Genomic DNA, 25,334 nt, shown 5'->3' with positions numbered 1-25,334 from the left:
AAGACCCGCAACGGCGACCGCACCTTCGGCCTGGACACCGAGACCGTCGCCGACCTCAACGCCTACCGGATCCGCCGCAACGCCCAGAAACTCGCAGCCGGACCGTCGTGGCCGGCCACGATCCGCATGCGCACACCCACCGCCGACGGCGGCGTCCAGCACGTCGACGTCGACCTGTTCTTCCGCCGCCCCGACGGCCGGGCATGGAACCCCGACCTGGTGTCAGAGCGATGGGACCGCCACGTCCGCGGCTCCGGCCTCCCGCCCGTCGGCATCCACGACGGCCGCCACGCCGCGGCCACCTTCACCAAAGCCGCCGGAGGCGACCTCAAAGAAATCCAGGAACTCCTCGGACACGCCAACCTCTCCACCACTGGAGACATCTACACCTCACTACTCCGCGAGGTCGAACTGGAGACGGCGGAAAAGACCGCCAAACTGATCCCCCGGACCCGACGGGCGGCCTAGCACCACAGCAGGCAATGGCAGGGTGCGGCGTTTCTACGACGAACGTGCCCCGGGCGAGCCATCATCCATCGTTTTGACCCGGACGAGGGCTGCGGCTTCCTCTACGACGGGTAAGAACGCTCGCCTGGTGAACACGTTCGGCCCTCGCCGAGATCTCCCGGCGAGGGCCGAACGTCCTGGAATCGCCATTGACCGGCACACTTCTCGTGCCGGTTGGACCGAAGCCGCCGGTGTGGGTGAGGACCATCGGCGCGCGGATTCAAGCCCCTGCCGCTGGAACGCCAGGGGCGGCTGACCTTCGTTCGTGGTCAGGGATTCGCGGCGGAAGCCGTGTCCGCGCGCGGTTGCCGCACTTCCGTACAGGACCGACACCTACGTGGACCGCACCTGATGGTCAAGCCGCTCGACGTCGACCGGGAAGCGCCCGAGTTCTCGTGTTCAACCGACGTCGTCGCCCTCGTCGTTGGTTGCCCGTCGGCGGCCGGTGGTCTGACCGAAGAAGTAGCCCAGGATGAGTAGGAACGAGCTGGAGATCAACTCTGGCACGGGCAGCCGGATGAACATCGCGACGACCAGCACGGTGGCGAGGGCGAGCAGGAGCACGGCGCCGATGATGGTCGCCACCGACTCGCGTTCGAGGAACTGTCGGTATATGCGGGACTTGCGCTCCTGAATCTCGATCTTGATCCGAGCCTGGGCCTCAGCCGCTTCCACCTCGGCTCGGCGGACCTGGGCCATCTCCTCGCGGAGCTGTTCGGTGGTCGCCTGTTGCTTTTCCCGCTCCTCCTCGAGCGCAGACAGAAGGACGGCGCGCAGACTGGCGTCGTCGACCTTCTCGCTCACCACGTCGCGAATGTCCTCGTACTGCTGCTGCGGGCGCAGCTCGGCGAGCCGGTCCAATATGGCCTGCTTGCACTCAAGGAGCATCGGCAGGGGGCCGATCTCCAGGTGAGCCTCAGCCGTGTTCTGCGTGATCACCGCCCCGGCGTTGGCACTGAGCTTGAGCCGGATCGGCCCCCCGAACGAGGCCGGGTTCGCGATCAACTCGTTGACCTTGGTCAGCGACGCCTCCAGCTCGGCGAGTGACTGACCATCGATCTGCTCACCGCTCAACCGCAGCGAACTTAAGACCGGCCCGAACGCCTGCCGGGCGACGGCGACCATGTCCAGTTGACGCGGAAGCGACCTGCCAACACCCATGCGGGTAGTCAACCAGGCACCAACGATATGGGCAGTCAGCAAACCGATAAAGCAGATCAAGAGGCCATGACGCTGGCGTCGTCGACAACGAAGCTGGCCTTCAGGATGCATTCTCGGCCTCAGCGAGGTGAGGGTGATGGCCTGGCCCGCGTTAGCCGACAGGTGGAGTGCACAGGGCGCATCCGTTCGCTCCGTTGGCGTCGGTGTAGCTGCCCAAGGTTGGCCGCCGACTCGCGTTGCGCCTTCGTGGGCAGGGTCGACACAGACGGCCCTCCGTACAACAGGGAGGACACAGCAGGCGTCAGACATTTGTTCGAAGTTGTGCCGAGTAAGCGTAGGGGGCCCTGGCGACAAGCCGCCGGGCCCCCTGCGCATTTGGGGCACCCTGGACCAACAGGGTGATACCCATAGTCTCAAGCACCGGCTACCTGATTGAGGCAGATGCAGGAGATCCTTTCGAGTCCAGACGTTACCCCGGACAGTGCGGGTTCTCACGGCTAGCCGTGATCGATCGTCAGCCGTGTACCAGATGTGAGACACAGCGGGTGAACGTTCGGGATCATCGTCCTATGTGTCGACCGCAGGAGCTGCGGTGATACGGAGCGGATGCCGGTGGACCGCCGGCGTTGATTACGTGGTCGACAGTTGATGCCATCTGAGAAATCAACTGTCCGGCGCCGTGGCTTGACGACAGATCGGGCGCTACCCACGCCACCGTGCTTGCGCGGGGGCGGTGAGGACTACGCTTGGCGACCGGAGGTATCCCCCATGCGAGACCAAACGCTGGGGACGCTCATCACCTCCATCCCTTGAGAAATCCGGCTACCTGAGCCGTGTTTAGGCGGTCCCCCGTCCTTTGACGGGGGGCCGCCTGGCGGGCCCCACGCGGGGCCTGTCGCACACCACGCGATGACAGGAGATCAGTTCGTGTTCGCGATGAAGCCACCTCGCCCACATCTCAACGGGCACAACCCGGTCCGGCCCGGCACCTCGGAAGCGTGGCCTGGCAGTGCCGCCGCTGACGCCGCCGCGGCGTTAGCGGCCCGACCGGTCGCCAAAGCCCCGCCTGAGGCGAAGGCTGCGTCGGTGGTGGTGCTCGTCGGCGACCGGATCGCGCTTGCGACGGGGCGGGGCCTGCGTTTCGCGTGACCCGCGAGGGCTGCGCGAACGAGGGTGATTTCGATGGTGCGACCGGAGAAGAAGATCGATCCGTGCAGTGGTCCGATCGCGGCCTTCGCAGTGGAACTGCGAGAGCTGCGCCGGGCCGCAGGTGAACCTCCCTACAAGGCCATGGCCAAGAGCGTGAACTTCAGCTCCTCGGCCCTGTCCAAGGCCGCGGCTGGCGACCGGTTGCCTACCTGGGATGTCACGAGTGCCTACGTACGCGCATGTGGTGGGCAGGTGGCGGCGTGGAAGGACCGGTGGGCGCAAGCCCACAGCGGTCACAGCCCCTTGAATCTGTTCGGCCCGGTGCAGGTCAAACTGCTCCCCGATGACCTGATGCCAGGACCCGCACGACCACGTGCGACTCCGGTGCACGAGTTGGCCGACATCGCCGGGCAGCTCGACGCCTACCGCCAGCACGCCCGACTGAGCTGGCGGGCGCTGGCGGCCAGGACCAAGGAGAGCGCTGATGCGAGCCTGCACCTGTCGTCCAGCACGCTCTACGACGCGCTCATCAAGAGACGGCGGCCCACTCTGCCGCTGACGTTGCGGGTCGCCGAGCTGTGCGGGGCAACCCCCGACGAGCTCGCCGACTGGGAACGGGCCTGGCGCCGGGCGACGGCGAAGGACCACGGCCTGACCTCCGAGCAACCCGTGATCGAGGACCGGGGAGCAGAACGCGATCTCGTTCCGGTGCCCCCGGCCGGTGACGGCGACCGCTTCGCCGACCAACCGGGCTCAGTACCCGCAGGTCTGGAGACGTCCTCAACCGGCGACCTCGCGGTGTCCATCGCACCAGAGGGGACCGCCCAACGTGCGCACTCCGCGCCAGCACCGCTGGGCCCGACCCCACTGTCGGCGGCGATCAGCGCGACCGAACTCGAAGGCAAGCTGTGGTGGAGGGCCCGCTTCAACATCTACACCCGCAGACGTGACCGCCTCATCGTGGCCCTGTGCATGTCCTACGTCGCGCTCGGCTACCTGATGGTGAGCAACATGGCGACGGGCATGACCAGCGCGCTCATCCCGTCGAACGTCGGCAAGGCGATCGTGCTCGCGTTCCTGCCGTACTGCCTCCTGACGGCGTTCACTCGGTTCAAGACCAGACGCATGTCCCCCGAGGCGGTCCAGGCCAGAGCGCTGCGGCGGGAAGCGGCCGAGCGGCGAAGCCGCGACCTCCCGCCGATCGGCCCGTACAACCTGCCCAAGAAGCTGACGCGATCAGTCGTCGCCACTGCGGCGCTGTGCCTCGTCGGAATTCTGTACCCATTGATCAACTACAGTGTGGAACCGCTCAAGCCCCGCCACCGCCAGCTGGAGCCAGACAGCCCGCCCACCCCTTCGGCAGACCCGAGGAACACCCGGACACATGACCGTGAGCAGGAAGCGACCGGTCCGCGCCGCAGGCAACGTGCTCAGCCTTGCCTGCAGTCGGGGCAGGCCGCGGTGCTGGTGGACTGCTGACGGCGGCCCGGGCGGATCCAGGGGCCACCGCAGTTCGCCGACATGCCTTCAGCCGCGCGTCCATCAGGGTCCGTCGGCGTCGAGACCTTACCGTGACTTGCTCTGGAAAATGACGCACAGTCTGTCCGATGAGCGACCCACTTGGCGCTGCGAGACTTGCGGAGCACGCGCCCAACCTGGGCACGGGTATTGACGGTCGTGCCCGCTGCAGGGGCACGACCGGCGGACGGCGATGGTTTCCCCAGTGCCGTGAGCTGCGTTTGGAGTATCGCGTGATGGTGTACCGCACCGACAGACAAACTGTCCGTCCCCGCCAGTGGCGGTCGGGCGATCGGTTGCGCTGGCGACCCTTGAACGCGGTTGACCTGCGGTCGTGTTCGGACAGGCAAGGTGGTGGTGGCCACTGTGGCCGATTGCGACCAGCAGTGCAACCACGTGGTTGCAAAAGGTTCCGCGACACGCCCGCCGACGCTGGACACGCTGATTGTTTAGCCCTTTACTTGCACGGCCGTAAATAGTCAGTCGAAAGGAGCGAGCACAACCTTCTTCTCTCGGGTCATCCCTGAAGTCGTCCGTCCACCGCGTCCGCGGAAGGACGGTCGCGGGGGAAAACCACCCCCGTAACGAGAGGAGGAGACATAGTTGAGCCGCAACCGCCGGCCCCGGCAGCGTGACCGCCGGGGGACCCCTCGCCGCACGTCGGTCAGGAGTTCAGCTGGGAAGTACCGGTCGTCGTGCCCCGTCAGGGTCGGACGCCGCCACGTACTGAACCTGGCCAGGACCCTTGGCCTCGTAGTAGGCGCCAGGGTCCTGGCCTGGCTCGTCGACCAGGTGCTCCGGTCTAGGGAGTAACACCTTCGGTCGACCCCCTGGTGGCCCCGGCGCGAGCGCCGGGGCCACCAGCACTTGACGCGGCTAACGACGAACCGAGCCCCAGACACCTCCTGACACGTCACATTCGACGCAGCAGAGGTGTCACCGCCGACGAATGTAGGCACACTGCTCCCGCAGGCACCGACGATTCGAAAGGCGCTGGGACCGATCCGCGCTTCGCTCGCAGCTAAGAGTCCCTAGAGTGGGACACCCCCCACCCTGGAGTCAACAACCCACGCGGAGAAATTCCGATCCCACCGACATAGGCAGCAAACTCAGCGACAGTACAAAAATAGGAAACCAAACGGACCACAACCCAACCAGACATAGCGTGTCGCGCCCTGTGGGGCTAGCCCACTAAAGCGGTGAGGGCCCCGGCTCGGTCGGGTGGCGGCTGGCTGGAGCGGTACGGGCTGAGCAGGTCGGTGGTCACGAACGGCCTTTCACCGGTGAGGTCACTGGGGCGTGGTCTTCCATGGCGATGATCCTGTGCTCTCGCCGGTCAAGTTGGTGGTAGGCAGCGTGTGGCTGTCGAGGATCAGGGCTGTTCTGCGGGTTGTCGCGTGGCGCATGCCCTGGAGGGTGGCGCGGTCGCGGTCGCGGTCGTCGGCGCTGTCGGGGCGGGGCCGCCCAAGTAGCGGGATGTATCGCAGCGCGGTCTCGGTCATCGTCAGTCCCGGGACAGCAGGGCGTGGGTCGCGGCTCGAGCCAGTAGGCCCTGGACCGGTGCGGTCAGTCCGAGCCGGTTCCAGTGGAAGATGGTGGCCTGGGCGATCGTGGCCCGCAGGCCGCGGTCGAGGCGCCCGGTGACGGCCGCTTCGCCGAGCTGGTTCCCGGCAGCGACCGCCGCCGCTTTCCAGTCGGCGGCGGCGTGGAGGGGGCCGTCGGGAGCGAACATGGTGTCCCTGGCGGTCGGGGTGCACAGGAGCAGGGGCAACATGTGGTTGGCGAGATTGTCGACGCGGTGTTTCTGTTGTGGGCCGGGGGCGGGGCGGATCGCGGCGATCCGGTCGAAGACGTCGGCGGCTTCGAACGGGTCGAGGCCGGCGTGGTCTTGCAGGGTCCGCAGCAGTAGGAGGGACAGTTCCCGGCGGCCCAACGGTGGCGGGTCGAGCCGGAGGTAGGCGAGGATGCCGGAGCTGTCGGCGCAGAACAGGTCGTGGATGATGTCGACGCCGGCGGGTCCGCCGAACGCGGCCGTTTCGGCCTCGTACACGCCCTGAGTCCAGCCTGCGATCAACCGTTCGTTGGTGAACTGGTCGAGGAGGGCGGCGGCGTCCTGGTGCCGGCGGGTGCGGATCCGGATCCGCCAGTCGGGGTGTTTGCGGATGTACCACCAGGCGGGCCTGCCGTCGAGACCGTCGAGGCGAGGGCCGACATGTTCGGAGAACAGGTTCTCCGCATCGGCCCAGTCGGTGGGGCGGATCCGGGCGTGGAACCAGGTGTCGTCGTGCCGGGTGCGTAGGGCGGCGTTTCCCGCGGTGCGGAACGTCTCGATCGCGTCGAGCAGGTCCGCCGTGTCGATGCCCGCCTGCGCCGCGAGGTGTTCGGCGGGTTGGCCGGCGAGCACGTCTTCGACCAGGGCGGCGAGCCGGTGGGCCGGGACGGTCAGGCGATGAGTAAGCATGTGTCCCACCTTGAGGTCGGTGGTGTTCCGGTGCGGGCGGTCAGCAGGGCAAGTTGCCGGCCGGCGTCCCCGGTGAGGAGCCCGTCGTCGGTGAGGGGGTCGGTGGCTGCCAGGCGTTCGGCGAGGGCGGGCAGGCGGCGGGCGACGGTGAGGGTGGTGGCGTCTTCGCCGGCGCGGTAGGCGGTTTGGTACACCCCGGCCAGTCCGTGGCAGAGTCCGCCGTCGGTGAGCAGGTCGAGGGCCGCATCGTGGAGGCTGTCGGCGAGGGCGGTTTCGGCTGCGGCCTGCCGGGTGGGCTCTCTGGTGGCGATGGCGGCGAGTTGCAGGGCGCGGGCGATGCCGGGTGTGCCGTAGCACCAGCCGGGCCTGCCCGGTTCGTGCTGGGCGGTGTGGCCGGCAGCGAGGTCGTCGCGGGTGATCCACTGGGGCCACCAGGTGCCGTGCTGGTCTTCTTGCCGCCACCGGTCGAACGAGGCGGTTAGCTCCCCGATCGCCGCGAACTGCCCGTCAATCTCGTATCCGGTGCGGACGGCCATGGACAAGACGGCGAGGATGCCGGCGGCTCCGTGTGCGATGCCGAGGTTGGCGTGCCCTCCGGGGGTCGGCGCGAGCTGGTCGGGGTGGTGGTCGACCCACCACCCGGGCACGGTCAGCCCGTCGAGGCGGTAGGGCTCGGTCAACCTGATCAGGTACCGGAGCACGTCGCCGAGTTCGGTGCTGGTGGGCTGGGTGCGCAGGAGTAGCGCGCCCAGGCCGGTCAGTCCGTGGAACAGGTCGTACTCGGCGAACCCGGCGGCGCGGCGGCCGGCGAGGCGGGTCTGGGCGTCGGCGAGCCGTTGTTGGACGAGGTGGCGGACGTGGCGGTGCAGGAGGTCGCGTTCGGCGGCGTAGCGGGGGCGGCCGTCGGCGCTGGCGGCCTCCAGGAGGACCAGGACCGCTGGGGCGCCGTGGTAGAGGCCGGTGTGGGTTCCGGCGTCGACCGGCCCGGCCACGGCCCGCTGGACCTGCTGGTGGGCGGTGTTCCAGGTGCCGGCGCCGGTCAGGGCTTCTTCGACGGCCAGCAGAGCTCCGCCGATGGGTCCTTTGTCGAGCGACTGGGCTTTGGCCTCGCTGGTGGTGAGCACGATCGGCCCCCGGCCGCCGGTCACCGGCGGCCGGCCTGGGCGAGGAGGAGCCTGGCGGCGGTGCTCGCGGCGTGGTTGGTGGCCCGTTCGAAGGTCGGGTCGACGCCGAGGGCGCGGACGTGGTGTTCGTGCAGCAGTGTCCGCAGGACCGTGACAGGGTCGCGTTGGGCGAGCAGGACATCGTGATAGGCGCGAAGCGCCGATGCCCGGGCCCGCCAGGCCACGAACACCGCCTCCCCGCCGGCAAGGTCAAGGAGGGCGCTCTGTTCTCCGGCCGGGTCGGACAGCCGGCGGGCCAGATCACAGACGGCCCGGCCGGCGGGTTCGGTGGCGTTTCCGAGTACGTCGAGGAGGACGTGCAGGCCGGCGGACGGTTCGGGGGTGAACGCGGCGGCGAGGTGGGCCATCGAGGCCGCGGCGAGGGCCTGGCCGCTGATGCCTGCCTGCTGGGCGAGGCGGATCTGGGCCAGGGCAGCGGTGGTGTCGGTGGCGAAGACCTGTTCGGCGGCGGAGAGGGCCCGGCCGTGACCGTAGCGGCCGGTGTGTTCGCCGTGGCCGACCAGCTCTACCTGGCAGGGCAGTCCCCGGGTCGCCAGATCGGCGGCGAGGTGTCCGACCCGTGCGGCGACCAGGCCGTAGTCGGCTGCGGACGCCAAGCGCAGGATGAGGGACACGTTGGGTTCAGTGGCGGCTCGGATCGTGTCGCGGTACCGGCTTACCCACCAGTGCAGGACACCGGTGCCGTGGAGTTCGGCGGCGAGCGGAGCGAGGTGGCCGGTCAGCAGGTCGTCGTGGCGGGCCGGGTTGCCCGACAGTCGCACCCGCAGCACGTCGCTGGCCCCCGGGTGCAGGGTCGGTCCGGCCGGCACGGTGACCGGCAGCGGCCGACCGACAGGTGTGGCCAGGCGGAGCGGGACCAGGAACTCAACCGGCCGGCCCGGCCACTCCCGTCCTTGGGTGAGGTCTTCGCGGAGTTCGAGCTGGTCGGCTTTGTCCAGGAAGCCGCGCAGCAGGGCTCGGTCGGCGGGCTCGTCGAGGTCCAGGGGCAGGCGGGTGTCGTGCTGGCACACGACGATGCGAGCCGGAACCCGCCAACGGCCCAGCCAGTCCTTCAACGCCGCCTCCCAGCTCGCTGCGGGGGTCGCCGTGATGAGGGTGTTGGGGAGGAGCCAGCGGGCCGGGGCCAGGATCACCCGCCCGTGCCGGATCCGGGGCACGAACTTCAGGTTGCGAGCGGTCCCGTAGTCGAAGGGGTCGACGGTCGCGGTGCGGGCGTCGGCGACCTCGGCGATGAACCTCGCCAGCGGTGGCATGTGCGCGATCACGTCGAGGGCGTGCGGCAGGACGGGAACGACCCTGCGGCCGGTCGGCGCGTGCACCAGGTACATCTGCTCCGCGTCGGCGGTCACCGCCAGCTCGTCCACTCCGACGACCTCACCGTCGGGGTGTTCGGACAGGGAGATGACCGCCGGGGTCAGGCGGCCGGTCCGGGCGACGTTCTCGGCGGCGATACGGCGCGGCGGGAACGACACCTGCGCCACCAGCACCGACTCCTCGCGTGGTCCGGTCAGTGAGCGGGCGAGCCCATCGCGGTCGGCCGCGTCGAGAAGGTGGGCGAACCGGCCGGCCATGCTGGTCGGGGTACGCGGGATACCGGTGACCTGCACCGTGAACTCGCCTCGGTCGACGGCGGCCGGATCGGCGGCGTGCACCGCGAAGCCGAGCTCCACCCGGGCGGGAGGCACCATGTCGGCGCGGTCGCGGAGCGGCGGGCCGAGGGCGTCGATGTCGGCACCGGTCAGGTCGATCTCGTCCGCCCCGTGCAGGGTGGCCTGCTGAATGAGGGCCATCAGGTAGGCGTCGCGGTCGGTCACCACCCGCCACGACGGTCTCGGTGCCGGCCCGCCCAGGTACCCGGCCGGGTAGCCGAGGCCGGATTCGCCGACCAGGTCCAGCACCGGCACGAGCGCCCCTGGGCCGTACCGGTCGCGGAAGGCCGCGTGGTACTCCAGCCACGCCATCGATCCGAACGGCCGGGTACCTGTCGCCACCAGCACCTGCGCCGCCCGCGCGGCGTCGGCGAGGACCTGCGGCGGCAGGCTGACCTGACCGTCCAGGCGCAGATCCACCATCAGCTGGTGGCGGGCTTCGGGGAACAGGTCCCGCATCACGGCGGTGACCGTGCCGCGGACCGTCGCGGCCTCGCGGGGGTCGGTTGTGGTGTTGTGGCTGGTGAGGTCGGCGTGGAGAACGCGGAGCTGGCCCACCAGGTCCGCCAGATCGTTGAAGTCGGCCGCGCCGGCGCTGGTCAGCACGTCCAGGACGTGGGCGAGCCCGTCAACGGCCGTCATGGGCGGCCGGAGGTTGGTGAGGAGGACCCCGCCGTCGATCAGGCCGTGCAGGAAGCCGACTATGCGTTCCGGTGCCGCCTTGGGTGAGCGGGCGGCCATCGCGCGGGCGAGGCTGTCGAACCCGATCGGGGTCTTCGCCAGGGTCACGGCCATCTGGACGGGCCGGGTGAAGGCGGTCGACTCGTCGCGGAGCTGCCCGGGGGTGCGTCGCCCGGGGTGAGGTCGGGCGTCAGTGATCAGTCGTCTGTCGCGCAGGAACGCGGCACTGTCAGCGACGACCGTCAACCTGTCCCGGAGCCCTTCGTGTTGCTCCAAGCGGTCCATCAGTAGGGCCAGCCAGTCGGCGTCGGCCCGCGCCACCGCCCGGTGCGCGGTCCCGAAGGTCGCGGCGGCCGGCCCGCCGGTGGCGACGCCGACGGCGGCGAACAACCCGAACGGGGTACTTCTCCTGCTCCACCGCAGCAGGTAAGAGTAGGTGGCCGTCACCGCCCGACGCACAGCCTTCGCCTCCACGCTCGCCCCGCCGTTCTCCATAAGCTGTCGGATCCGTGAGGCCAGGTCAGGGCTCGCCGTGGCCACCGCGACCTGGAAGTCCTCGCGCGCCCAGCGGGCCCGAAGCCACGCCAACGCCTCCCGGGTGTCGGCGGCCGGGTCGGGGGGTGTCAGGTCAAGGTCGTCGGGGCGGGTGCTGGCCCGGACTAGCACGGGCCCGGCCGGCTGGAAACCGGCACGGCGGATCGGCATGTGTACCTCCTGCGGGGGTGGGCCGCCGACGTCCGGAGTTGCTGGGCGTCGGCGGCGCAGGTTAGCTACGGCCTACCTACTCGGGGATCAGGCGGGGTCGTAGGACCCGGTCACGCAGGCCGACTTGGCGCAGGTCGACCCGCACCCGTCGCCGGTGGTGCACATCATCTCCGCCAGCGGGGTCGCCCTCTCGATGACCCGCATGTCCAGCACGAAGTCCTCGTCGGTCAGGGCGTCGACCTCAGGGCGGTCGAGCAGTGCGGTGGGAGGTGCCATTGTCGTTCACACTCCTTCATCAGGGGTTTTCATGGCCACCTGAACCTGTGGCGGGCCGACCGGCCAGCCCTCAGGCCCAGGAGATCGTGAGGACGCCGTGCCTCTTGGTCAGAGACACCGCGTCCGTGGGGATGTCCGACCGGTCGCTTCCCGGCCAGTACGTGAACGTCGGATCGGCCGGACGGCCGGCGGCGTCCCAGTCCCGGACGGAGGCGACCAGCACGTCGGCGGCCTGCTGCCCGTCGCGGCCGTAGGCCCGCGCGCCGAACTCCGCCCCGCCGCCGCCGGTCCGGGGCCGGACCACCAGGTACGCGAACCCGCCGTCGCGGACCACACCGAACGGGAACCAGGAACCGCGCTCGGCGGCCAGATCGGTGCCGTCGTCGGCCACGAACCGGCAGAAGCCGTCCAGGGTCCAGGCCCACCACAGATGAAGGCCCAGGAACGACTCCCCGTTGGCCACGGTGACTCCCGACCACGCCTCGGCACGGTCGGTGGCCAGCGCCCCGTCGAGCAGACCCGGGTCCTTCGGGGCCATGGCGTCGAACGCCAGGTGGACCATCTGGCCGTTGGGGCCGGGGAGGTCGAACACCCGGTCGTCGCGGGCACCGTCACCGCGCATCGGCACGAACCCCGCGGCCTCGGTCGAGGTGCTGACGAGGCGGTCGCCGTCGCGGCGGAACGCGATCGTCAGCGTGATCCCGTTCATGATGAACGGCAACACGATGATTCCGCCGACTGCGAGCTGGTCCAACCAGGCGGGGGCGATGTCCCACGCGCCGACCGTCACCAGGATGGCGTCGAAGGGCTCCTCGTCAGGTACGCCGTGTTCGGCGTCGATAGTCACAAGCCGGGCCCGACCGGCGTAGCCGGCGGCGTCCAGCGTCCGCGTCGCCCGGTCGATGACCGCCGGGTCGATGTCCACGCTGACCACCCGGCCATCAGGCCCGACGATCTCTGAGAGGTAGGCGGCGTTCAGACCCCCGGAGCCGACCTCCAGTACCCGCATTCCCGGCTTGAGCATGGCCTGCTCCAGCATCGCCGCCTGGATGTAGGCGGCCGACACCGACGACACCGCCCGGCCGTGCTCGTCGTAGGCGGTGGTCACCGCCTCGTCGTAGCCGTAGGCGACGTTCAGCGCCGTCCCGGCAGGCATGAACGCCTCGCGCGGCACGGTCCGGAAAGCGGCCTCCACCGCGTCCGAGACGATCATTCGCCGATCGCGCAGCTCCTGGATCAAGATCTCCCGCTGCGTGGCGACCGCGTCGGCCGTCGGGTGGTCCGGGGCGGTGCCGTTGGCGTGCAGGCGGAGCGGATTTGAGGTCATCTGGGTGTCCATCCGTCGGAGTGTAGGGACCGCCTCGGCTGGGGCCGGGCGTGTCGATTAGCGAGTCGAAAGTCCTTGCGGTGCCTTAGAAAGTGACTCCCAGAGCGAGCGCGTTCCACACTCAGAAGGGCGTCGAACAAGCCCGTTGTGCCAGCGACCCTGGCACCAGCCCTCGGGACCAGCTACGTGCCGGGCACGGTCGGATTCCCGCGCGATCCTCAGGTGTCCGGTGACGGCGATCTGAGCGTTCCTCTGCCGGTCTTCCTCGGTGAGCACCGGCGTGTTGCGGCGCTTCACGTCGGCGCTCGAGGCGCGGATTGCCGCCTGCCGGGTGCACGGTCCGCAGGGTCTTCGCAGGTTTCGCCGAGACGTTGTGGGCGGCCGGCCGAGCGGTGCGGGTTCACGGGGCCCGTCAGCACGGCGATGGCCGCCGTGATCCGGGCAGCGTGCCCGTTCATCGGGGCACCTCGGCGTGGGCCCGGCCCTTGACCGCCAGGTACACCACTCCGGAGCTGCACACGACCAGCGTGGCGAGAAACGCTACGACCAGGGCCACCCGCCAGCGTCGCTGCAAGTCGTTGGGGAGACTCCTCGACATCACGCACCCTTCCCATTCGTCGTTGTTGGTGGGGTCCGGGCGGTCCCAGGCTCGGACCCCACCGTCCGGCCCTGCCCGCCTCACGTCGGGCGGGGCCGGTGCCGGCCGCGCGTGTTGGGGCGGCGGCCGGAACCCTCTGTTTCGAGATCGCCTGCTGGATCAGTTCCCAGAAGTCGCTGAACCGGCACGACGCGGCCAGTGCGATTGCCGTGATCGCCGTGGCGCCGGACGTCCAGCGTCGAGACCCGTTCACACCCAGACGGGGCGACCGGCGGGTCATGTCTGGCTCCGGTGGCGGGTGATCTGCACCAGGAAGTGCCGGCCGCACCCGGGGCAGGCCCGGTCGTCGAGCCGTGTGTGTGGCCCCGCTCGAAACGCCGCCCACACCGGCGGCACCGACACCACTTCCGGGTGCAGGTACCGGGGCCGCTCGGCGGGCGGGTCGACCCAGTCCACGGCCGATCCGTTCGGCCGCGTCTTCAAATCCTGCTCGACCGCGGCGGTCGCGGGTCGCTGGGCTAGCCGGCGGGGCAGCCGGTCCCCGGGGACGGTCAGGCCTTCTGGCACCCTCGCCCTGCCGATCGCCGTGGTCATCGCATCGACCAGATGACGACGGCCAGCACACGGGCGTTGTGCACGTTCCGCAACCTGCCGGGGGTGGCACCGGTGTTGAGCATGATCTCGGCGAGGTGCCGGCGGGTCACAACGGCTTCGGTTCCGGCGGGCGCTACCGGGTCCGGGGTGATCCGCATGGCCCCGTCCGCCTCGCGCACGATCATCGCGTCGGCGTCCGGCACGTACCCGGTCGTGAAGATCCACAACAGGTCGGCCAGTTCGTCGGTCGGCACACCGGGCCGTACTCGGTGCTCACGGGTCAGGTCATCGCGCACAGCGACCACCCCCACAAGCCGTCAGGCCGCAACTCGTAAGTCCGTCCCACGGCCAGGCGCATCGAACCATTGGAGGTCGGCAGGCTCAGCAGCGCCTGGCCGTCCAGCGCGACCAGGCGGGGCGCGTCGATGTCGGTCTGGGTGTACGGGGTAGCCGATCCGCCCGTGGCGCACCAGCCCAGCCACGGAATCCACACCAGCCTGGTCACACCAGCCGTGTGGTCCAGCCATTCCGCCACCGGAGGGGCCACGCCGGGCGGCTCCAGGTGCACACCGACGATCCGGTGCCGGTCACCGCCGACCTGCCGGGTGCACAGCGCGCCGAGGTACTGAGAGGTCACGACCAGTTCTCGGGTCGCGGCGGTGATCATCGGGCCTCCGCCCGTGGGGCCGGCTGGCCGTCTTCCGACCTGGGGAGAGTAGGGGAAGGCGACCAGCCGGAGACGGAGAGAACTGCCAGGGGGTACCGGGTGGCCGCCACGCCCTTCGACGTGAACGGCCACCCGGGAGCGCGCAGGCCCCACACACCGATGGGTGCCTGCGTCCGGGAGAGCCGGCCCGCACTCTCGGACAGGACCGCGTCCACGGCCCAGACGCCGCCGTCGTCCGCCTCGCCAGCAACCGGCGGCGCCGGTGGGCGAGGTGGCGGCGGCGGAAGATTGCTCCCGTGGCCGCCCGGCCCCGTCGCGTATGCGAGCATCGGGATCTCTCCTTCCCTAATCGCGCCGATGATGTGCGCAGAAACGGGGATGCGCTAGCTGCCACACCAGACATTGCTGGCGAATCCATTGACAGAAGACTCCCAGTAATGGAACGGTCACATCCATGCCCTGGCGCTGCCATCGGGTCGCCGTTCTGCTGCCATTGCCCTGCCATCACAGCTGCCAATGGTGTTCGCACTGGCGGTTAGTCGTTAAGCGACTTAGCGTCGATGGAGGAAGGCGGGAGAACAGCGTGAACAGACCGTCACCTCGCACGCTGCTGGAGCGGCTGATCCAAGAGGGCAACCGATCGCTGCCTGAGGTGTGCGCCCACTTTGAACGAACCGCCAAGGCCGCCGGCGAGAAAGCGTCGCTCTCGGAACGGCAGCTAGCTCGATGGGCGGCGGGGCAGGTTGGAGAAGTACATGCAGCCTCCCGGCGGGTGGCGGAGCTCGTGTGGGGTCACCCAATGGGTGATCTGCTGGGCCCTCCCGACGCTCCCGTGCTTCCTGAAGTCGGCGTCCCTGCCAACTTCATCCACGGAATGCCCTTGGAGGCGGTAGTCACTATGGCCGCGAACGAATCCACAGAACGAGCTGCCGCAGCCGGCGGAGGTATCCATCCTGAAACTGTCGAGCAGCTTCATGAGGACGTCTATCGGATGGCGCGGGCGTACGGCACCACGTCACCTTTGCATCTGCTGATCGAGGCGCGACGTAGCAGGGAACTGGCGTGCGACCTGCTCGAACGCACTCGTCGCCCGAACCAGACCAGGGAGCTGTACTCGGTCGCGGGCAGGTTGTGCGCGTTAATGGCGTCGGCGTCGTTCGATCTCGGGGTCTGGTCATCAGCTGTCGAACAAGCCCGAGCCGCCACGGTGTACGCCGAGGTGATCGAAGACCCGGAACTTGGGGCTTGGGCCCGCGGAACTCAGGCGCTGATCGCCTATTGGATGGACCAGCCGCGCCGGGCCGCAGACTATGTTGCCGCCGCGCTGGTGTACGCGCCGGCGGGCGCTGCGACCGCCCGGTTGCATGCCATCGGGTCACGTGCTTTCTCCCACCTGGGCGACGTCGGTCGCACGGGTAGCTCTCTTCAAGCTGCCGACCTCGCGTTGGAACAGGCCACAGGCGAGCTGGAGCTGCACGAGCAGATTGGGGGCGAGTTCGGGTGGGATCTGGCCCGCCACGCCGCCTGCGCCGGTACGGCGTTGCTCCAGGTCGGTCAGTTCGGTCCGGCGGCGCGGCGCACGCAGCAGGCGCTCGACCTGCTCGACGCCAGCAACACCGAAACCCCGCACCGGGCGCACATCGATCTCGCCTTGGCTCAGCTTGGCAGCGGGGAACTCGACGCGACCGTGTCAGAGCTGACCACGGTATGGGAAATTCCGCCCGACCAGCGCCGGACCACGGTAACGGGGCGCTTGCTGGCCCTCAACCGCGCGCTGTCCGCCGCGCAGTGGAGGGATGTCGGGCAGGCTGACCAACTCCGCGACCGCATCGAGGTCTTCACCACCGAGGGCAGGCGAGCCCTGGAGCTACCGGCCGCTGGCTGACCACGCCGCCAGCAGCGTTGCTTCGTCGCGGCGGTCCAGGCCATGTTCGGCCGCACGCTCATGCGGGACGGGAGCTTCCCGTTGCAGCCACTCCCAGGTCTCGGCCACGGTCTGGGCCAGCGGACGGCACACCAACCCCGCATCGAGGGAGCGGCGGTGATCCACCGCCCACGTTCCGGCCGGCCGGCGCCACAAGGGCACCTCGGTCCACTCACGAACCCCCTGTCCAGCCAACCATTCGCCATCGACAAACACCACCCGAGCGTCAGACCCGGTGGCGTCAATGCAGGCTTGGTGCAGGCCGCCATAGGTCGCGGCGGGCGGCGCCACGGCGCTGAACGCTCCAGCCGTCCCTTGACGGGCAAGTGCAAGGATGAAAGCCGAGAGGTCACGGACATCGACCGGTTGAATCGACTGGGCTGGATCACCTGCCGCTAGCACCGCGCCACCGCTCACTGCTCGGCGCAGCAACGCCGGAAGTCGGCCGACATACTCATATGGCCCGAGCACCACCCCAGGCCGCAAAATCAGCAGATCCTCGCCAAAGGCCGCCTCAGCGGCGAGTTCGCAGCCAACCTTGAGGACGCCGTACTGAAAGCGTTCCTCCAACGCGACCACATCCGGATCCGTGGGGCGGACGTCCGCGCGTGACGGCCACAGCGCAGAAGCCTCGCTGACCGGCTCGTTCGGCCAGCCCTGGTAAGCCGAGACCGTGGAGATCAGCACATAGCGTTCAGCGACGGGCCGTAGCGCACGGGACACCAGCGCCACATCGGCCGGCTCGAACGCAGAGGTGTCGACCACCACATCCCACGGACCAGCATCAGCCAGTCGGGCTACATCCGCCGCGACTGTCCTGTCTCCCCGAATCGAGCGCACGCCAGCTACATCCGTGCCGCTCCTGCCTCGATTGAAACAAGTGACCTCCCAACCATCCAGCAGCGCCGACTCAGCCAGAGTCCTGCCGAGAAACCACGTGCCACCCAACACCAAAAGCCGCATCACGCCATCATGCCGGGCCGGTCATCCGGAGGGAACGCGCCTGCCGTTCTACGCCGGCCTGCGCATCGGCGAGGCCCGTCGCCCTCGGCCTCGACGACGTACGCCCGTCCGCGCGCAAGGTCCTCATCACCGTCCAGTCCGGCAAGGGCGGACACTACCGAGAGGTCCCCGCCCATCCGACTCTCCGCGACAGCCTCACCACCTGGATCATCGACCGCGTCACCTGGACCGGCGCCGACAGCCCGGCGCTGTTCCTCCATCCTTGATTCCAAGGGATGCAAATTAGAACTTTAGGGAGATTTACAGGATCTTGTTCCGCTGGCGGCGACGTCTTGACTGGAAGTCACGCGGAGCTGTGTCATGTTTGGTGATGTGGATAAGCCGCCGAAAAAGGCGACCGGTCGTGAGGTCGTTGAGTACATCGTTGAGGGTGCCGTTGGAATGGTGCCCGTGGTGGGAAACCCGATGGCGGTAGCGTTCGCTGTCGCGATGGGGTGGACCTACAACCGCCGGATGCGAGACTGGCTAGAAGAACTCGCCGAAGCTGTCAGCGAGCTCCAGGAAGAACGCACGACCCCCCTCACCTTCGAGGAACTGGCAGAAGACGACCGCTTCGTCGACGCGGTCGTCGCAGCGACCCGCGCGGCACAGGCGACACATGCTGAAGAGAAGCTCAAGGCTCTCCGCAATGGTGTCCTCAGTACCCTAGGCCCAGACGCGCCGACACTTGACGAACAGGCGAGATTCTTCCGCCTTGTCGATCAGTTCACACCCGCTCACCTGCGCCTGCTGGCCTTTCTTGACGATCCGGGCGCTGCATTTGATCGCGCCAGTATCGAGCGACCAGACATATATATGGGCGGTCGAGGCGACCTAATCGAGAAGGGTCTTCCCGAGTTCCTCGACCGCCGCGACTGGTATGACCTACTCGACCGCGACCTTGGAGCAGCGAGCCTGACCAGCCACGGAGGGCTACACGTTATGCAAACCGGTCCGAGCCTGTGGCAACCATCAACGAGCGGGCTTGGGAAACGGTTTCTGGCCTTCATCAGCGCACCCCTCGCCCGCAAGGGCGGGGACTCTGAAGATTGACGTCAATTAGGCTGGTCTGCTATCGACTCCCAGGCGTTCCGCCAGGATGCATCAACTTCCTTGTTGCACGGTAGGTGTCAACTCGTCCACCAGCCCCTCCGGGCTGGTGGACGAGAGCACCGCTGCACAGCTCGGCTAGACCTCGATGACCTTCCAGCCCGGCAGCGCGGCGTGGATCTCGTGGGCGTGGGAGGTAACGACCGCCGCCCCTGTTGGCCAGTCCGAGGTAGGCAGCGAGTGCAGACCCGAGCCGGCCGGTAACCGGGCCACGACGTCGATCGTCGGGCGGTCGTCGCCGGTGTCGCGGTCGATCGCGGGCACGAGGGTCAGCACCGCAGCGTTGCGGCGCAGCATCCGCAGCAACTCGGGTTCCTTGTTGTCGAGCCGGACGCCTCCATTAGGAGCACCTGCTCGACCCTGCCGCGTGATAGCCCTCCTCACCAGCCTGCCGAACCGCTATTCATATCCGCGATCACGCCGTAAACGACCTGGCACGGCCACTCGCTGCACCCCTGGTCGATGCACCGCTCATTTGAATCTGGCCTGTGGTTTTCCAGGATGTGGTGAGCACCGCGCCACCAGGCCCTGCGATCGGGGCCGTCCCGCATGTCCGAAGCAAGTGAGGCTGCCCTGCTGAGAGCGTTGCTGTACAGCCGCCGGTTCCGAAGGTTGCTGTCTTCCATTCAGGTACCTTAAGTCCCCGGTACGACACTGGGCCGTGCCAGCGAACGACGAGCACGTCTTCGACCAGACAGCGGGGATCTGACAGCCGGCAAGAACCTCAAGGCGGGCAAGCCCGGAGCCGCCCCGGTACCGAACCCCGGCCCCTCCGGCGCGATGGCCACGTGCCCGGCGGGGGTGAGCCAGGGCCTCGTCGGCCCCTCCCCGACCCCGCCGGTCCACATCACGGAAGGGGCCGCAACCCCGCCCACCGTGCGGCCCGTCACCGTCCAGGAGGCGTTGAACACCCTGGCCGCTCACGGCACCGACGACGAGCACATCCGGCGGCAGAGCACTGCGGCCGTCGTGCTCAACAAGCACCTGCGCACCAACCCAGCCGATTACGCGCAGATCATGGACGCCCTCGCGACGTTCCTGCGCCTGCGCTCACCACCCATGCACGACCCCGAGCCCATCCGCGACACCGCCCCTGCCGACGTCCAGGCCGCCTGCGACGCTCTGCTCTACCCCCAGTCACGGCAGCCCCCCACCGGCTCGACGTCATCCGGACCGACCTGCGCGGCGCGAAAGTCCGCAACGCGCAGATGTCCCACATCGACCTCGCCAGCTCCCTACTCGGCCTCGCCGACCTCACCGACGCGAAGCTGATCGACACGAACCCCTACGACGCACGCCTGGCCGGCGCGACCCTCAACGGCACCGACTTCACCGACGTCAACTTCAAGTACTTCACCCTCACCGGCCCCCGCGCCGCCCTCCTCGGAGCCACCGTCAACTGCAACGACCTCAAAGGACTCACCGTTGAACCCCGCATCCTTCAAGAAACCGGCATCGCTTGCTGACCCTGCGCCGTGCCCGGGCGTCATGGTGCGGACCGTCGTGCCGTGCCCGTCACGACCGAGGGGCCCACCGTGGCTAGGCGGGGCCCCTCGGTCGTGGTTGGGGCTATGAAGATGTCGGCGACGTCTTCGTGGATACCGTGCCTGCTTCTTGTGCTGCGCAGGCCTGGCGGATGGCGTTCAGTCGCTGTTCAACGTCAATGACCTCGGCCAGAGACCTGAACGCGGACTCACGCACCCTCGCCAGCAGCTGGTCGAGTTCGAAGTTCTCGTCGTTGTCCATGATCATTCCTCCTTCCGGGCCCGGATCATCTGCTTCAGCTTGTTGCGAGCGTGGCGCAGGTTGGACCGCACGGTGGAGAGCTTCTGGCCCGTGAGCTCGGCGATCTCCTCCAGCGACCTGTCTTCGATCTTGAGAATGATGACCAGCCGCTGCTGCTGGGGCAACTGGGCGATCAAATCGAGGAGCTGGTGCACCTCGGTGTCGAACACCACCTGCTCGTCGGCTGGCGGCACCTGGCGGTCGGGCAAGGCCGCCAGGCGGCCATGCTTGTCGCGCTCGGTCTTCGACTTGCGCCAGATGTCGATCAGCTTGCGCTTCGCGACGAGCCTGACGAAGGCATGCGGCGAAGAGTGCGGCCACTTGCACCACGTCTCGACCATCGCTTCCTGGACGACGTCGGCCGCCTGCTCGGGCGTCGCGCCCTGCGCTACCAGCGACCACGTGACCGGGATGAAGTTCTCGGACGCAAACTTATCGAACTCCTGGCCGCTGTCCTGGATGACATCCTGCTCGGACATTTGATCTCCCGTTCTTCCCCGCCGAGGCCCATGCGCCTGGCGGTGCCATAGAGGTAGTGGGTTTCATGGGATTTCTCCTTCTGTATGGGCCCAGAGCCGGCCTCCAGCCGGATCCAGACCGTTCCCTGCGATGGCGGGCGACCCAATGCCGCCCCCTGGGGCTCAACAGCCCCGAGCAACCGGCCCAGGCGGTCGAGAGGGTTACCCTCTCGCGCCCGGACCGGCTCCTCGCGGTTGTTGTTCGCTAGTAGATCGTCCGAGCAGGCGTCGTGTGCAACGCCCGCTCGAACTTATTTTCAACGGTGCCGCTGACTCCACAGATAGGCAAGCACGACCGATATCGCCAACCCGGCGGCCACCAACGTGATCAGCACCGACCCCGACGTCGTGTACGCCAACGGCATGCCCAGCACGCCCACGTTGGCCACCATCACCAGCTTGTCGGCGTTGTCCACCCGCCGCGGCGCGGCCGGCCGACGGGCCTTCTCCTCGCGTACGACTTTCGCCGAGAACTTCCCGTTGTGCTGGGCCACCGTGCTCTCCCTCTGCCGCCCGGCGCGTCCGGCTGGCGGCAACAGATAGAGTTCGACCGCCCCCACGTGCAACCTGGGCCGCGCCGCTCTGTGACGCCATGCCCCCGAGTCACGACACCCCGACGGTCGTGGTCGTCAAGGACCGAGTTCTGAGGCCCCCGGATATCTGCTAGTCCTAGCCCCGGGGGAAGCGCTACGCGCAGCGCGGCCCGCACTGCCCTGACTCGTCATCGCCCCGGGGCACGCCGGCCGGAGTGGGCGAGTCTCCCCTGGCAGCCCATGCTCGTCATCCACGCGCCTGAACTATCTGACTCGACCCGCCGCTCGACCCGTCTCGCCCGCGTGAAACGCGGCTCCGTGTTGCTCCGTTGTTGCTCGGGTGTAGCGGTTACCCGTGGGGTTACGTGGGGAACCGTGGGGTGGCAACCGAGGACTGAGGCCAAAAATGACCTGGGCCCCTATCCTCCGAACGGAGGAAGGAGCCCAGGTCAAACTATGTGCGCCCGAAGGGACTCGAACCCCTAACCTTCTGATCCGTAGTTATATGCCCTATCGAGGTGCGTACGGATATCCACGGCCACAACCTGTCGAACACTGCCGTTCCCTGTCAATTGCGCATCCCAGGTCCAGTTACCACCCGAGAGCCCAGTGCCGGGGAGGACTAAGCAATGCCACCCAATGTCAACGAAGTACATCCCCTCGTCCCACGGAAATACCACGGGGCCGATCTTCGTGGCAACAACTCCATACATCGCCGCCTGCCGATGCCTCCTACGCCATACCATCGATGGATGCCACTGTCCCTAGTCGCCACGCCCGACTAGTCCAGTTATCTGTGCCGGCCACGGCGGCCACAGCCTTGAAGTCACCCTCCGCTTCGCACCAGGCGCCGTCGCGCAGCTCCGCCTGCGACACCAGCGGCACAGTGAGTCTTACGGATTGAGCTGAACTCGTCCTGGCCATTATCGGCCAGTGGCTGAAGGCTTCGCGTCCACGGGAAACCGGACGTCCAGGCCGGCCCCGGCCGTAAGCCGGGGCGTCGCTGTGGCCTGCTACTGGAGAGCCGCGGGCAGGTTAATGCCGAGCTTCGGCGGCTGGCCCACATCGACTACTTCCGGGGACGCCGGTACGGCCGGCGTGTCCTCGCCCTTCATGACCTCACACAACTCCGGCGTGACCTCCGTTCGCCCCTGGGCGACGGACAGACCGGTAGCGACCGTGAGCGGCTTTGCCAGCGCGACGGCCTCCCGCTGGGCGTTGGCATTGATGATGGACGGAGCGCGCTCCAGCGTCTTCGCATAGCACCAGGCGACGATGCCCAGGGCCGTGAGGAAGATAAGCCCCAAGGCCACGATGGGCAGAAGGTAGTTCACTACCACTCCGATCAATGGATCGTGGAGCGGCGGCCGTACTAGTAGGCGGGCGAGGCCACGACGAAGCCGCTGGACAAGGAGCCCAGCAGTGGACCCGGTGCGCGGGGCGGACGCCTAGAGATCACACAAGCGCGGCCCGGGGGTTCAGCCGGCTCGGGAGCTTCGGGCGGACTGAACAGATACTGCGGAAGAGAAAAGACATTGAAGAAGCGCAGTCCCTCTTGCAGTGAGCCCAGAGCTCGGGTCAGCCGGTCTACGTAGGCCGAGAGCCGGAAGCGTTCGTAGAAGACGCTCGCATCGACCGTCACCCGATGCGCGAGGCTTCGATTCTGACGAAGCTCCTCGGGAAGGGCGTACTCCGCACTGACACCGGGTAAGTCAAGAAGCCGGGCCCGGAACCAGGAGTCGCGGCCGTTGATGGGGTAGGCCGATATCCCGGCAGTCCACAACGGATCCCGACTGAAGGACCTCGTGCTGAAGCCGAGCCCGAACAAACCCAGACGGTGAACGGGGGAGTGAAGACTGGGTTCTACATCGTCGACCATCAACGCATCGCTGGGCGCGACGTGCAGCTCCACGGTGATAGGTTGAAGATCCAACACATGAGCCATGGTCATGGTCTTGCCCGAGCTGACTGAGTTCCAGACTATTCGTCCGGGTGGCAGCGTCGGGGTCATGCGGAACATGTTACCCGGCTGGGTGCACCGTCCGTCACGACGGAAGCTTCTGGCACCGCTGCCGACCAGCACACGTCTGCCCCGGATTCCTAGAGGCAAGTCACGGGCTTCGGCATTGGCCAATGTCTAGCATCGCCGAGCTGCGCCGCCTGACACCTTCGGCGCGCGTCAGCGCGTCGCGGTGAAGATCGCGTTGGCGGTCATCGTCATACCGGAGGACACTGCGGTCATGGTCCTCTGTGTGATGGAGTTCGCGTGCGCCGGAATGTGGGTCAAGGCTGGCGCGCTCGGACGCGCACTCACGCTCTCCCCGGTCGGAGCTGATCCTGAGGTAGTCGTCCAGCTTCCTGAGCACGACCAATCCTTCTGCGAGTCCCTGGATGGCCACTGGGCTCTACGGGGCCGGCAGGTAGTCATCGAGGGCGGTCTGGTCGCCGCAGAGGTCGAGATCGTCCGCGTCGAGGTCACCTTCGCCGAATCGCTGATGCTTGAGCCCGATAGCCCGCCAACTGAGCAAACGATTGCGCGCGCCACCGAGATCGGCAAGGTGGCCGAGTACCTCGCCAACCAAGGTCTCGCGAAGCTCCTGGACCATCTGAGGGCGAGAGGTCAGTTCTGGCTGGGCCTTTCGATGCAGGCGCCCGACCTGCTCAATGGCCCGGAGATCTATGACGACAGCCCCGCGCGCCGCCATATCCTCGGCAACGCGACCCTCCGGCCGATCATCGTCGGCGCGTCTGACGAGGCCGTCGATCACCTGCAGCTCGACCTGGCCGCCGCCGCAGTGGCCGCCGACGAGTCCCCCGCCATCGAGGACCGAATCCTGGCCGACGCGCGAAACCTCGCGATGTTCGGATCGGCCGAAACCCTGCGACACGCAGTACTTCTGGCAGCCATGGCGAGTGAACTTCGAATCAAAGCGACGCTGCGTGAAGTCGCGAAGCCCGACCAAGCCGGACTGGTAGAGCTGCTGTTCGAGAGCCCGCGTGACTTCAGCATGGCAATCAGCGGCCTACTGAACAAACCATTCAAGCTGATCACCGGTGCGTGTCTCAAGGACGACAGCCCTGGGCTGTGGAAGCGCGTCGAGCGGCTCTTCACGACGCGTAACAAGATCGTGCATGCGGGAAGGATTTTCTCAATCGCCGAACTCCAGGACGCGATCAAAGCCGCCAACGAACTCGCGGTCTACCTGGAGTCGTTTCGCAATGCTGCCGCCGAGCGACGAGCCTTGGCATCGTCGGGCATGACATCGACCAGCCTGGACGGCTCAGCCACCTAGTGTGAGATGACCACACCGAGCACGAAAGCCGCCGAGACCAGAACCAGTGTCCCAAGCGCCGCCACGGCGAGCGCTCCGCGCCGGGGTGGCAACGGCGGATCCGGGTACGGCTCGTACCTCAGCCGCACGGTGGTATCGGCCAGCGGTGCCGAAACTCCGACCTTGGTCGGCTCACTCCTGGTCTTGGCCACGATGACAAACCTCGATCGAGGCAGGATCAGGTCCGGCCCCAGCTGAACGTCTGTTCGCACCGGAGCACAAACCGGCGTCGCACCCTGCTGGTTCATAGGCCAGACGTCGAGATCCTTATCCACGGGAACGCCCAGCTCCAAGAGCACGGGGCGCGCCTGGTCGAAGTGCGCGCTGGTGACAGCGTGCTTTCCGTCGTTGGCCACCTGGATGCGCGTCCTGTACCGCACCGCCGGCCGCCGGGTGGATCCGCCGGCCTTGCTTCCACTGTTCATCTCGACGGAGGTGTACAAGGTGATCGTCAGCCTCCGCGGAGGTGGCAAGGTCGCCAGGCGCGCGTACACGGCGCTGATCACCGCCACGACCAAAGCGATCCCCGTACCGATCAGCGTAACCGCGTTGTATCCCTGGCCGTCGAGTAGATCGGTAGCTGCGGCGAGCTCAAGAGACACAGGACCTCATCGACGGTTGTCGCGACGGAACGGGACGACTCATCGCAGCGT

General features: G+C 67.9%; 24 protein-coding genes. 7 read left to right on the top strand and 17 right to left on the bottom strand.

Annotation, left to right across the window (positions count from 1 at the left end):
• The coding region (locus AB0M43_RS36610; RefSeq protein ID WP_363731756.1) for a tyrosine-type recombinase/integrase at window positions 1–468 on the top strand (468 nt) is incomplete at its 5' end.
• A 438-nt stretch (window positions 469–906) separates the two neighbouring features.
• On the opposite strand, the gene AB0M43_RS36605 is transcribed toward AB0M43_RS36610, so the two are convergent.
• Window positions 907–1,728, bottom strand: coding sequence for a hypothetical protein (locus AB0M43_RS36605; protein ID WP_363731753.1), 822 nt, complete (start codon window positions 1,726–1,728; stop codon window positions 907–909).
• An 867-nt stretch (window positions 1,729–2,595) separates the two neighbouring features.
• On the opposite strand from AB0M43_RS36605, the gene AB0M43_RS36600 reads away from it, so the two are divergent.
• Together AB0M43_RS36600 and AB0M43_RS36595 are read left to right on the top strand one after the other, a co-directional pair.
• Window positions 2,596–2,817: a hypothetical protein gene (locus AB0M43_RS36600; RefSeq protein ID WP_363731751.1), complete on the top strand. Its 222-nt coding sequence runs from the start codon at window positions 2,596–2,598 to the stop codon at window positions 2,815–2,817.
• A 33-nt stretch (window positions 2,818–2,850) separates the two neighbouring features.
• Window positions 2,851–4,296 (top strand): helix-turn-helix domain-containing protein, encoded by a 1,446-nt coding sequence (locus tag AB0M43_RS36595; RefSeq protein ID WP_363731749.1) that lies wholly within the window; start codon window positions 2,851–2,853, stop codon window positions 4,294–4,296.
• A 1,543-nt stretch (window positions 4,297–5,839) separates the two neighbouring features.
• Here the strand turns inward: AB0M43_RS36595 and AB0M43_RS36590 are convergent.
• The 8 genes from AB0M43_RS36590 to AB0M43_RS36555 all read right to left on the bottom strand — a co-directional run bounded on the left by AB0M43_RS36590 (window position 5,840) and on the right by AB0M43_RS36555 (window position 14,477).
• The gene (locus AB0M43_RS36590) at window positions 5,840–6,796 is read right to left on the bottom strand and encodes a thiopeptide-type bacteriocin biosynthesis protein (protein WP_363731747.1); all 957 of its coding nucleotides are present in this window, start codon (window positions 6,794–6,796) and stop codon (window positions 5,840–5,842) included.
• Window positions 6,778–7,920 (bottom strand): lanthionine synthetase C family protein, encoded by a 1,143-nt coding sequence (locus AB0M43_RS36585; RefSeq protein ID WP_363731745.1) that lies wholly within the window; start codon window positions 7,918–7,920, stop codon window positions 6,778–6,780. Before AB0M43_RS36585 ends, AB0M43_RS36590 begins: the two co-directional genes overlap by 19 nt.
• Before the next feature lie 20 nt (window positions 7,921–7,940).
• A complete protein-coding gene (locus AB0M43_RS36580; protein ID WP_363731743.1) occupies window positions 7,941–11,015 on the bottom strand; it encodes a lantibiotic dehydratase in 3,075 nt (1,024 codons plus the stop codon).
• Window positions 11,016–11,102: 87 nt separating this feature from the next.
• Window positions 11,103–11,291 (bottom strand): FxLD family lanthipeptide, encoded by a 189-nt coding sequence (locus AB0M43_RS36575; protein WP_363731740.1) that lies wholly within the window; start codon window positions 11,289–11,291, stop codon window positions 11,103–11,105.
• A gap of 70 nt (window positions 11,292–11,361) precedes the next feature.
• On the bottom strand, window positions 11,362–12,630 hold the full coding sequence (gene fxlM / locus AB0M43_RS36570) for a methyltransferase, FxLD system (protein WP_363731738.1): 1,269 nt from the start codon (window positions 12,628–12,630) through the stop codon (window positions 11,362–11,364).
• Window positions 12,631–13,072: 442 nt separating this feature from the next.
• Window positions 13,073–13,216, bottom strand: a complete 144-nt coding sequence (locus tag AB0M43_RS36565; protein WP_363731735.1) for a hypothetical protein — start codon at window positions 13,214–13,216, stop codon at window positions 13,073–13,075.
• Window positions 13,217–13,806: 590 nt separating this feature from the next.
• Window positions 13,807–14,106 (bottom strand): hypothetical protein, encoded by a 300-nt coding sequence (locus AB0M43_RS36560; protein WP_363731733.1) that lies wholly within the window; start codon window positions 14,104–14,106, stop codon window positions 13,807–13,809.
• Complete coding sequence (locus AB0M43_RS36555; RefSeq protein WP_363731730.1) at window positions 14,091–14,477, bottom strand: hypothetical protein; 387 nt, start codon at window positions 14,475–14,477, stop codon at window positions 14,091–14,093. Before AB0M43_RS36555 ends, AB0M43_RS36560 begins: the two co-directional genes overlap by 16 nt.
• A 799-nt stretch (window positions 14,478–15,276) precedes the next feature.
• Here AB0M43_RS36555 and AB0M43_RS36550 point away from each other — a divergent pair.
• On the top strand, window positions 15,277–16,362 hold the full coding sequence (locus AB0M43_RS36550) for a hypothetical protein (RefSeq protein WP_363731727.1): 1,086 nt from the start codon (window positions 15,277–15,279) through the stop codon (window positions 16,360–16,362).
• Here the strand turns inward: AB0M43_RS36550 and AB0M43_RS36545 are convergent.
• Window positions 16,345–17,364, bottom strand: coding sequence for an NAD-dependent epimerase/dehydratase family protein (locus tag AB0M43_RS36545; RefSeq protein WP_363731724.1), 1,020 nt, complete (start codon window positions 17,362–17,364; stop codon window positions 16,345–16,347). The genes AB0M43_RS36550 and AB0M43_RS36545 overlap by 18 nt on opposite strands.
• A gap of 360 nt (window positions 17,365–17,724) precedes the next feature.
• Here AB0M43_RS36545 and AB0M43_RS36540 point away from each other — a divergent pair, with 360 nt between their 5' ends.
• The gene (locus AB0M43_RS36540) at window positions 17,725–18,456 is read left to right on the top strand and encodes a hypothetical protein (RefSeq protein WP_363731722.1); all 732 of its coding nucleotides are present in this window, start codon (window positions 17,725–17,727) and stop codon (window positions 18,454–18,456) included.
• A gap of 135 nt (window positions 18,457–18,591) precedes the next feature.
• On the opposite strand, the gene AB0M43_RS36535 is transcribed toward AB0M43_RS36540, so the two are convergent.
• Complete coding sequence (locus tag AB0M43_RS36535) at window positions 18,592–18,819, bottom strand: hypothetical protein (RefSeq protein WP_363731719.1); 228 nt, start codon at window positions 18,817–18,819, stop codon at window positions 18,592–18,594.
• Window positions 18,820–19,721: 902 nt separating this feature from the next.
• Here AB0M43_RS36535 and AB0M43_RS36530 point away from each other — a divergent pair.
• A complete protein-coding gene (locus AB0M43_RS36530) occupies window positions 19,722–19,979 on the top strand; it encodes a pentapeptide repeat-containing protein (protein WP_363731717.1) in 258 nt (85 codons plus the stop codon).
• Window positions 19,980–20,082: 103 nt separating this feature from the next.
• Here the strand turns inward: AB0M43_RS36530 and AB0M43_RS36525 are convergent, their stop codons facing one another.
• The 5 genes from AB0M43_RS36525 to AB0M43_RS36505 form a co-directional block, all read right to left on the bottom strand.
• Window positions 20,083–20,259 carry a hypothetical protein gene (locus tag AB0M43_RS36525; protein ID WP_363731715.1) on the bottom strand — a complete coding sequence of 59 codons (177 nt, stop codon included), beginning with the start codon at window positions 20,257–20,259 and terminating at the stop codon, window positions 20,083–20,085.
• A 2-nt stretch (window positions 20,260–20,261) separates the two neighbouring features.
• Window positions 20,262–20,777: a sigma-70 family RNA polymerase sigma factor gene (locus AB0M43_RS36520; RefSeq protein WP_363731712.1), complete on the bottom strand. Its 516-nt coding sequence runs from the start codon at window positions 20,775–20,777 to the stop codon at window positions 20,262–20,264.
• 296 nt (window positions 20,778–21,073) lie between these two features.
• The gene (locus AB0M43_RS36515; RefSeq protein ID WP_363731710.1) at window positions 21,074–21,310 is read right to left on the bottom strand and encodes a hypothetical protein; all 237 of its coding nucleotides are present in this window, start codon (window positions 21,308–21,310) and stop codon (window positions 21,074–21,076) included.
• A gap of 1,052 nt (window positions 21,311–22,362) precedes the next feature.
• Window positions 22,363–22,683 carry a hypothetical protein gene (locus AB0M43_RS36510; protein WP_363731708.1) on the bottom strand — a complete coding sequence of 107 codons (321 nt, stop codon included), beginning with the start codon at window positions 22,681–22,683 and terminating at the stop codon, window positions 22,363–22,365.
• Window positions 22,684–22,721: 38 nt separating this feature from the next.
• Complete coding sequence (locus tag AB0M43_RS36505) at window positions 22,722–23,360, bottom strand: hypothetical protein (protein WP_363731706.1); 639 nt, start codon at window positions 23,358–23,360, stop codon at window positions 22,722–22,724.
• 181 nt (window positions 23,361–23,541) lie between these two features.
• On the opposite strand from AB0M43_RS36505, the gene AB0M43_RS36500 reads away from it, so the two are divergent.
• Window positions 23,542–24,642 carry a hypothetical protein gene (locus AB0M43_RS36500; RefSeq protein WP_363731704.1) on the top strand — a complete coding sequence of 367 codons (1,101 nt, stop codon included), beginning with the start codon at window positions 23,542–23,544 and terminating at the stop codon, window positions 24,640–24,642.
• Here AB0M43_RS36500 and AB0M43_RS36495 read toward each other — a convergent pair.
• The gene (locus AB0M43_RS36495) at window positions 24,639–25,283 is read right to left on the bottom strand and encodes a hypothetical protein (RefSeq protein WP_363731702.1); all 645 of its coding nucleotides are present in this window, start codon (window positions 25,281–25,283) and stop codon (window positions 24,639–24,641) included. The two genes, AB0M43_RS36500 and AB0M43_RS36495, sit on opposite strands and share 4 nt — an antisense overlap.
• Window positions 25,284–25,334: the final 51 nt, after the last annotated feature.

Source organism: Longispora sp. NPDC051575 (genome assembly GCF_040681875.1).
Classification (GTDB): Bacteria; Actinomycetota; Actinomycetes; order Mycobacteriales; family Micromonosporaceae; genus Longispora.
Note: the sequence above shows the minus strand (reverse complement) of the source record. Positions and strands in the feature narration are given on the sequence as shown.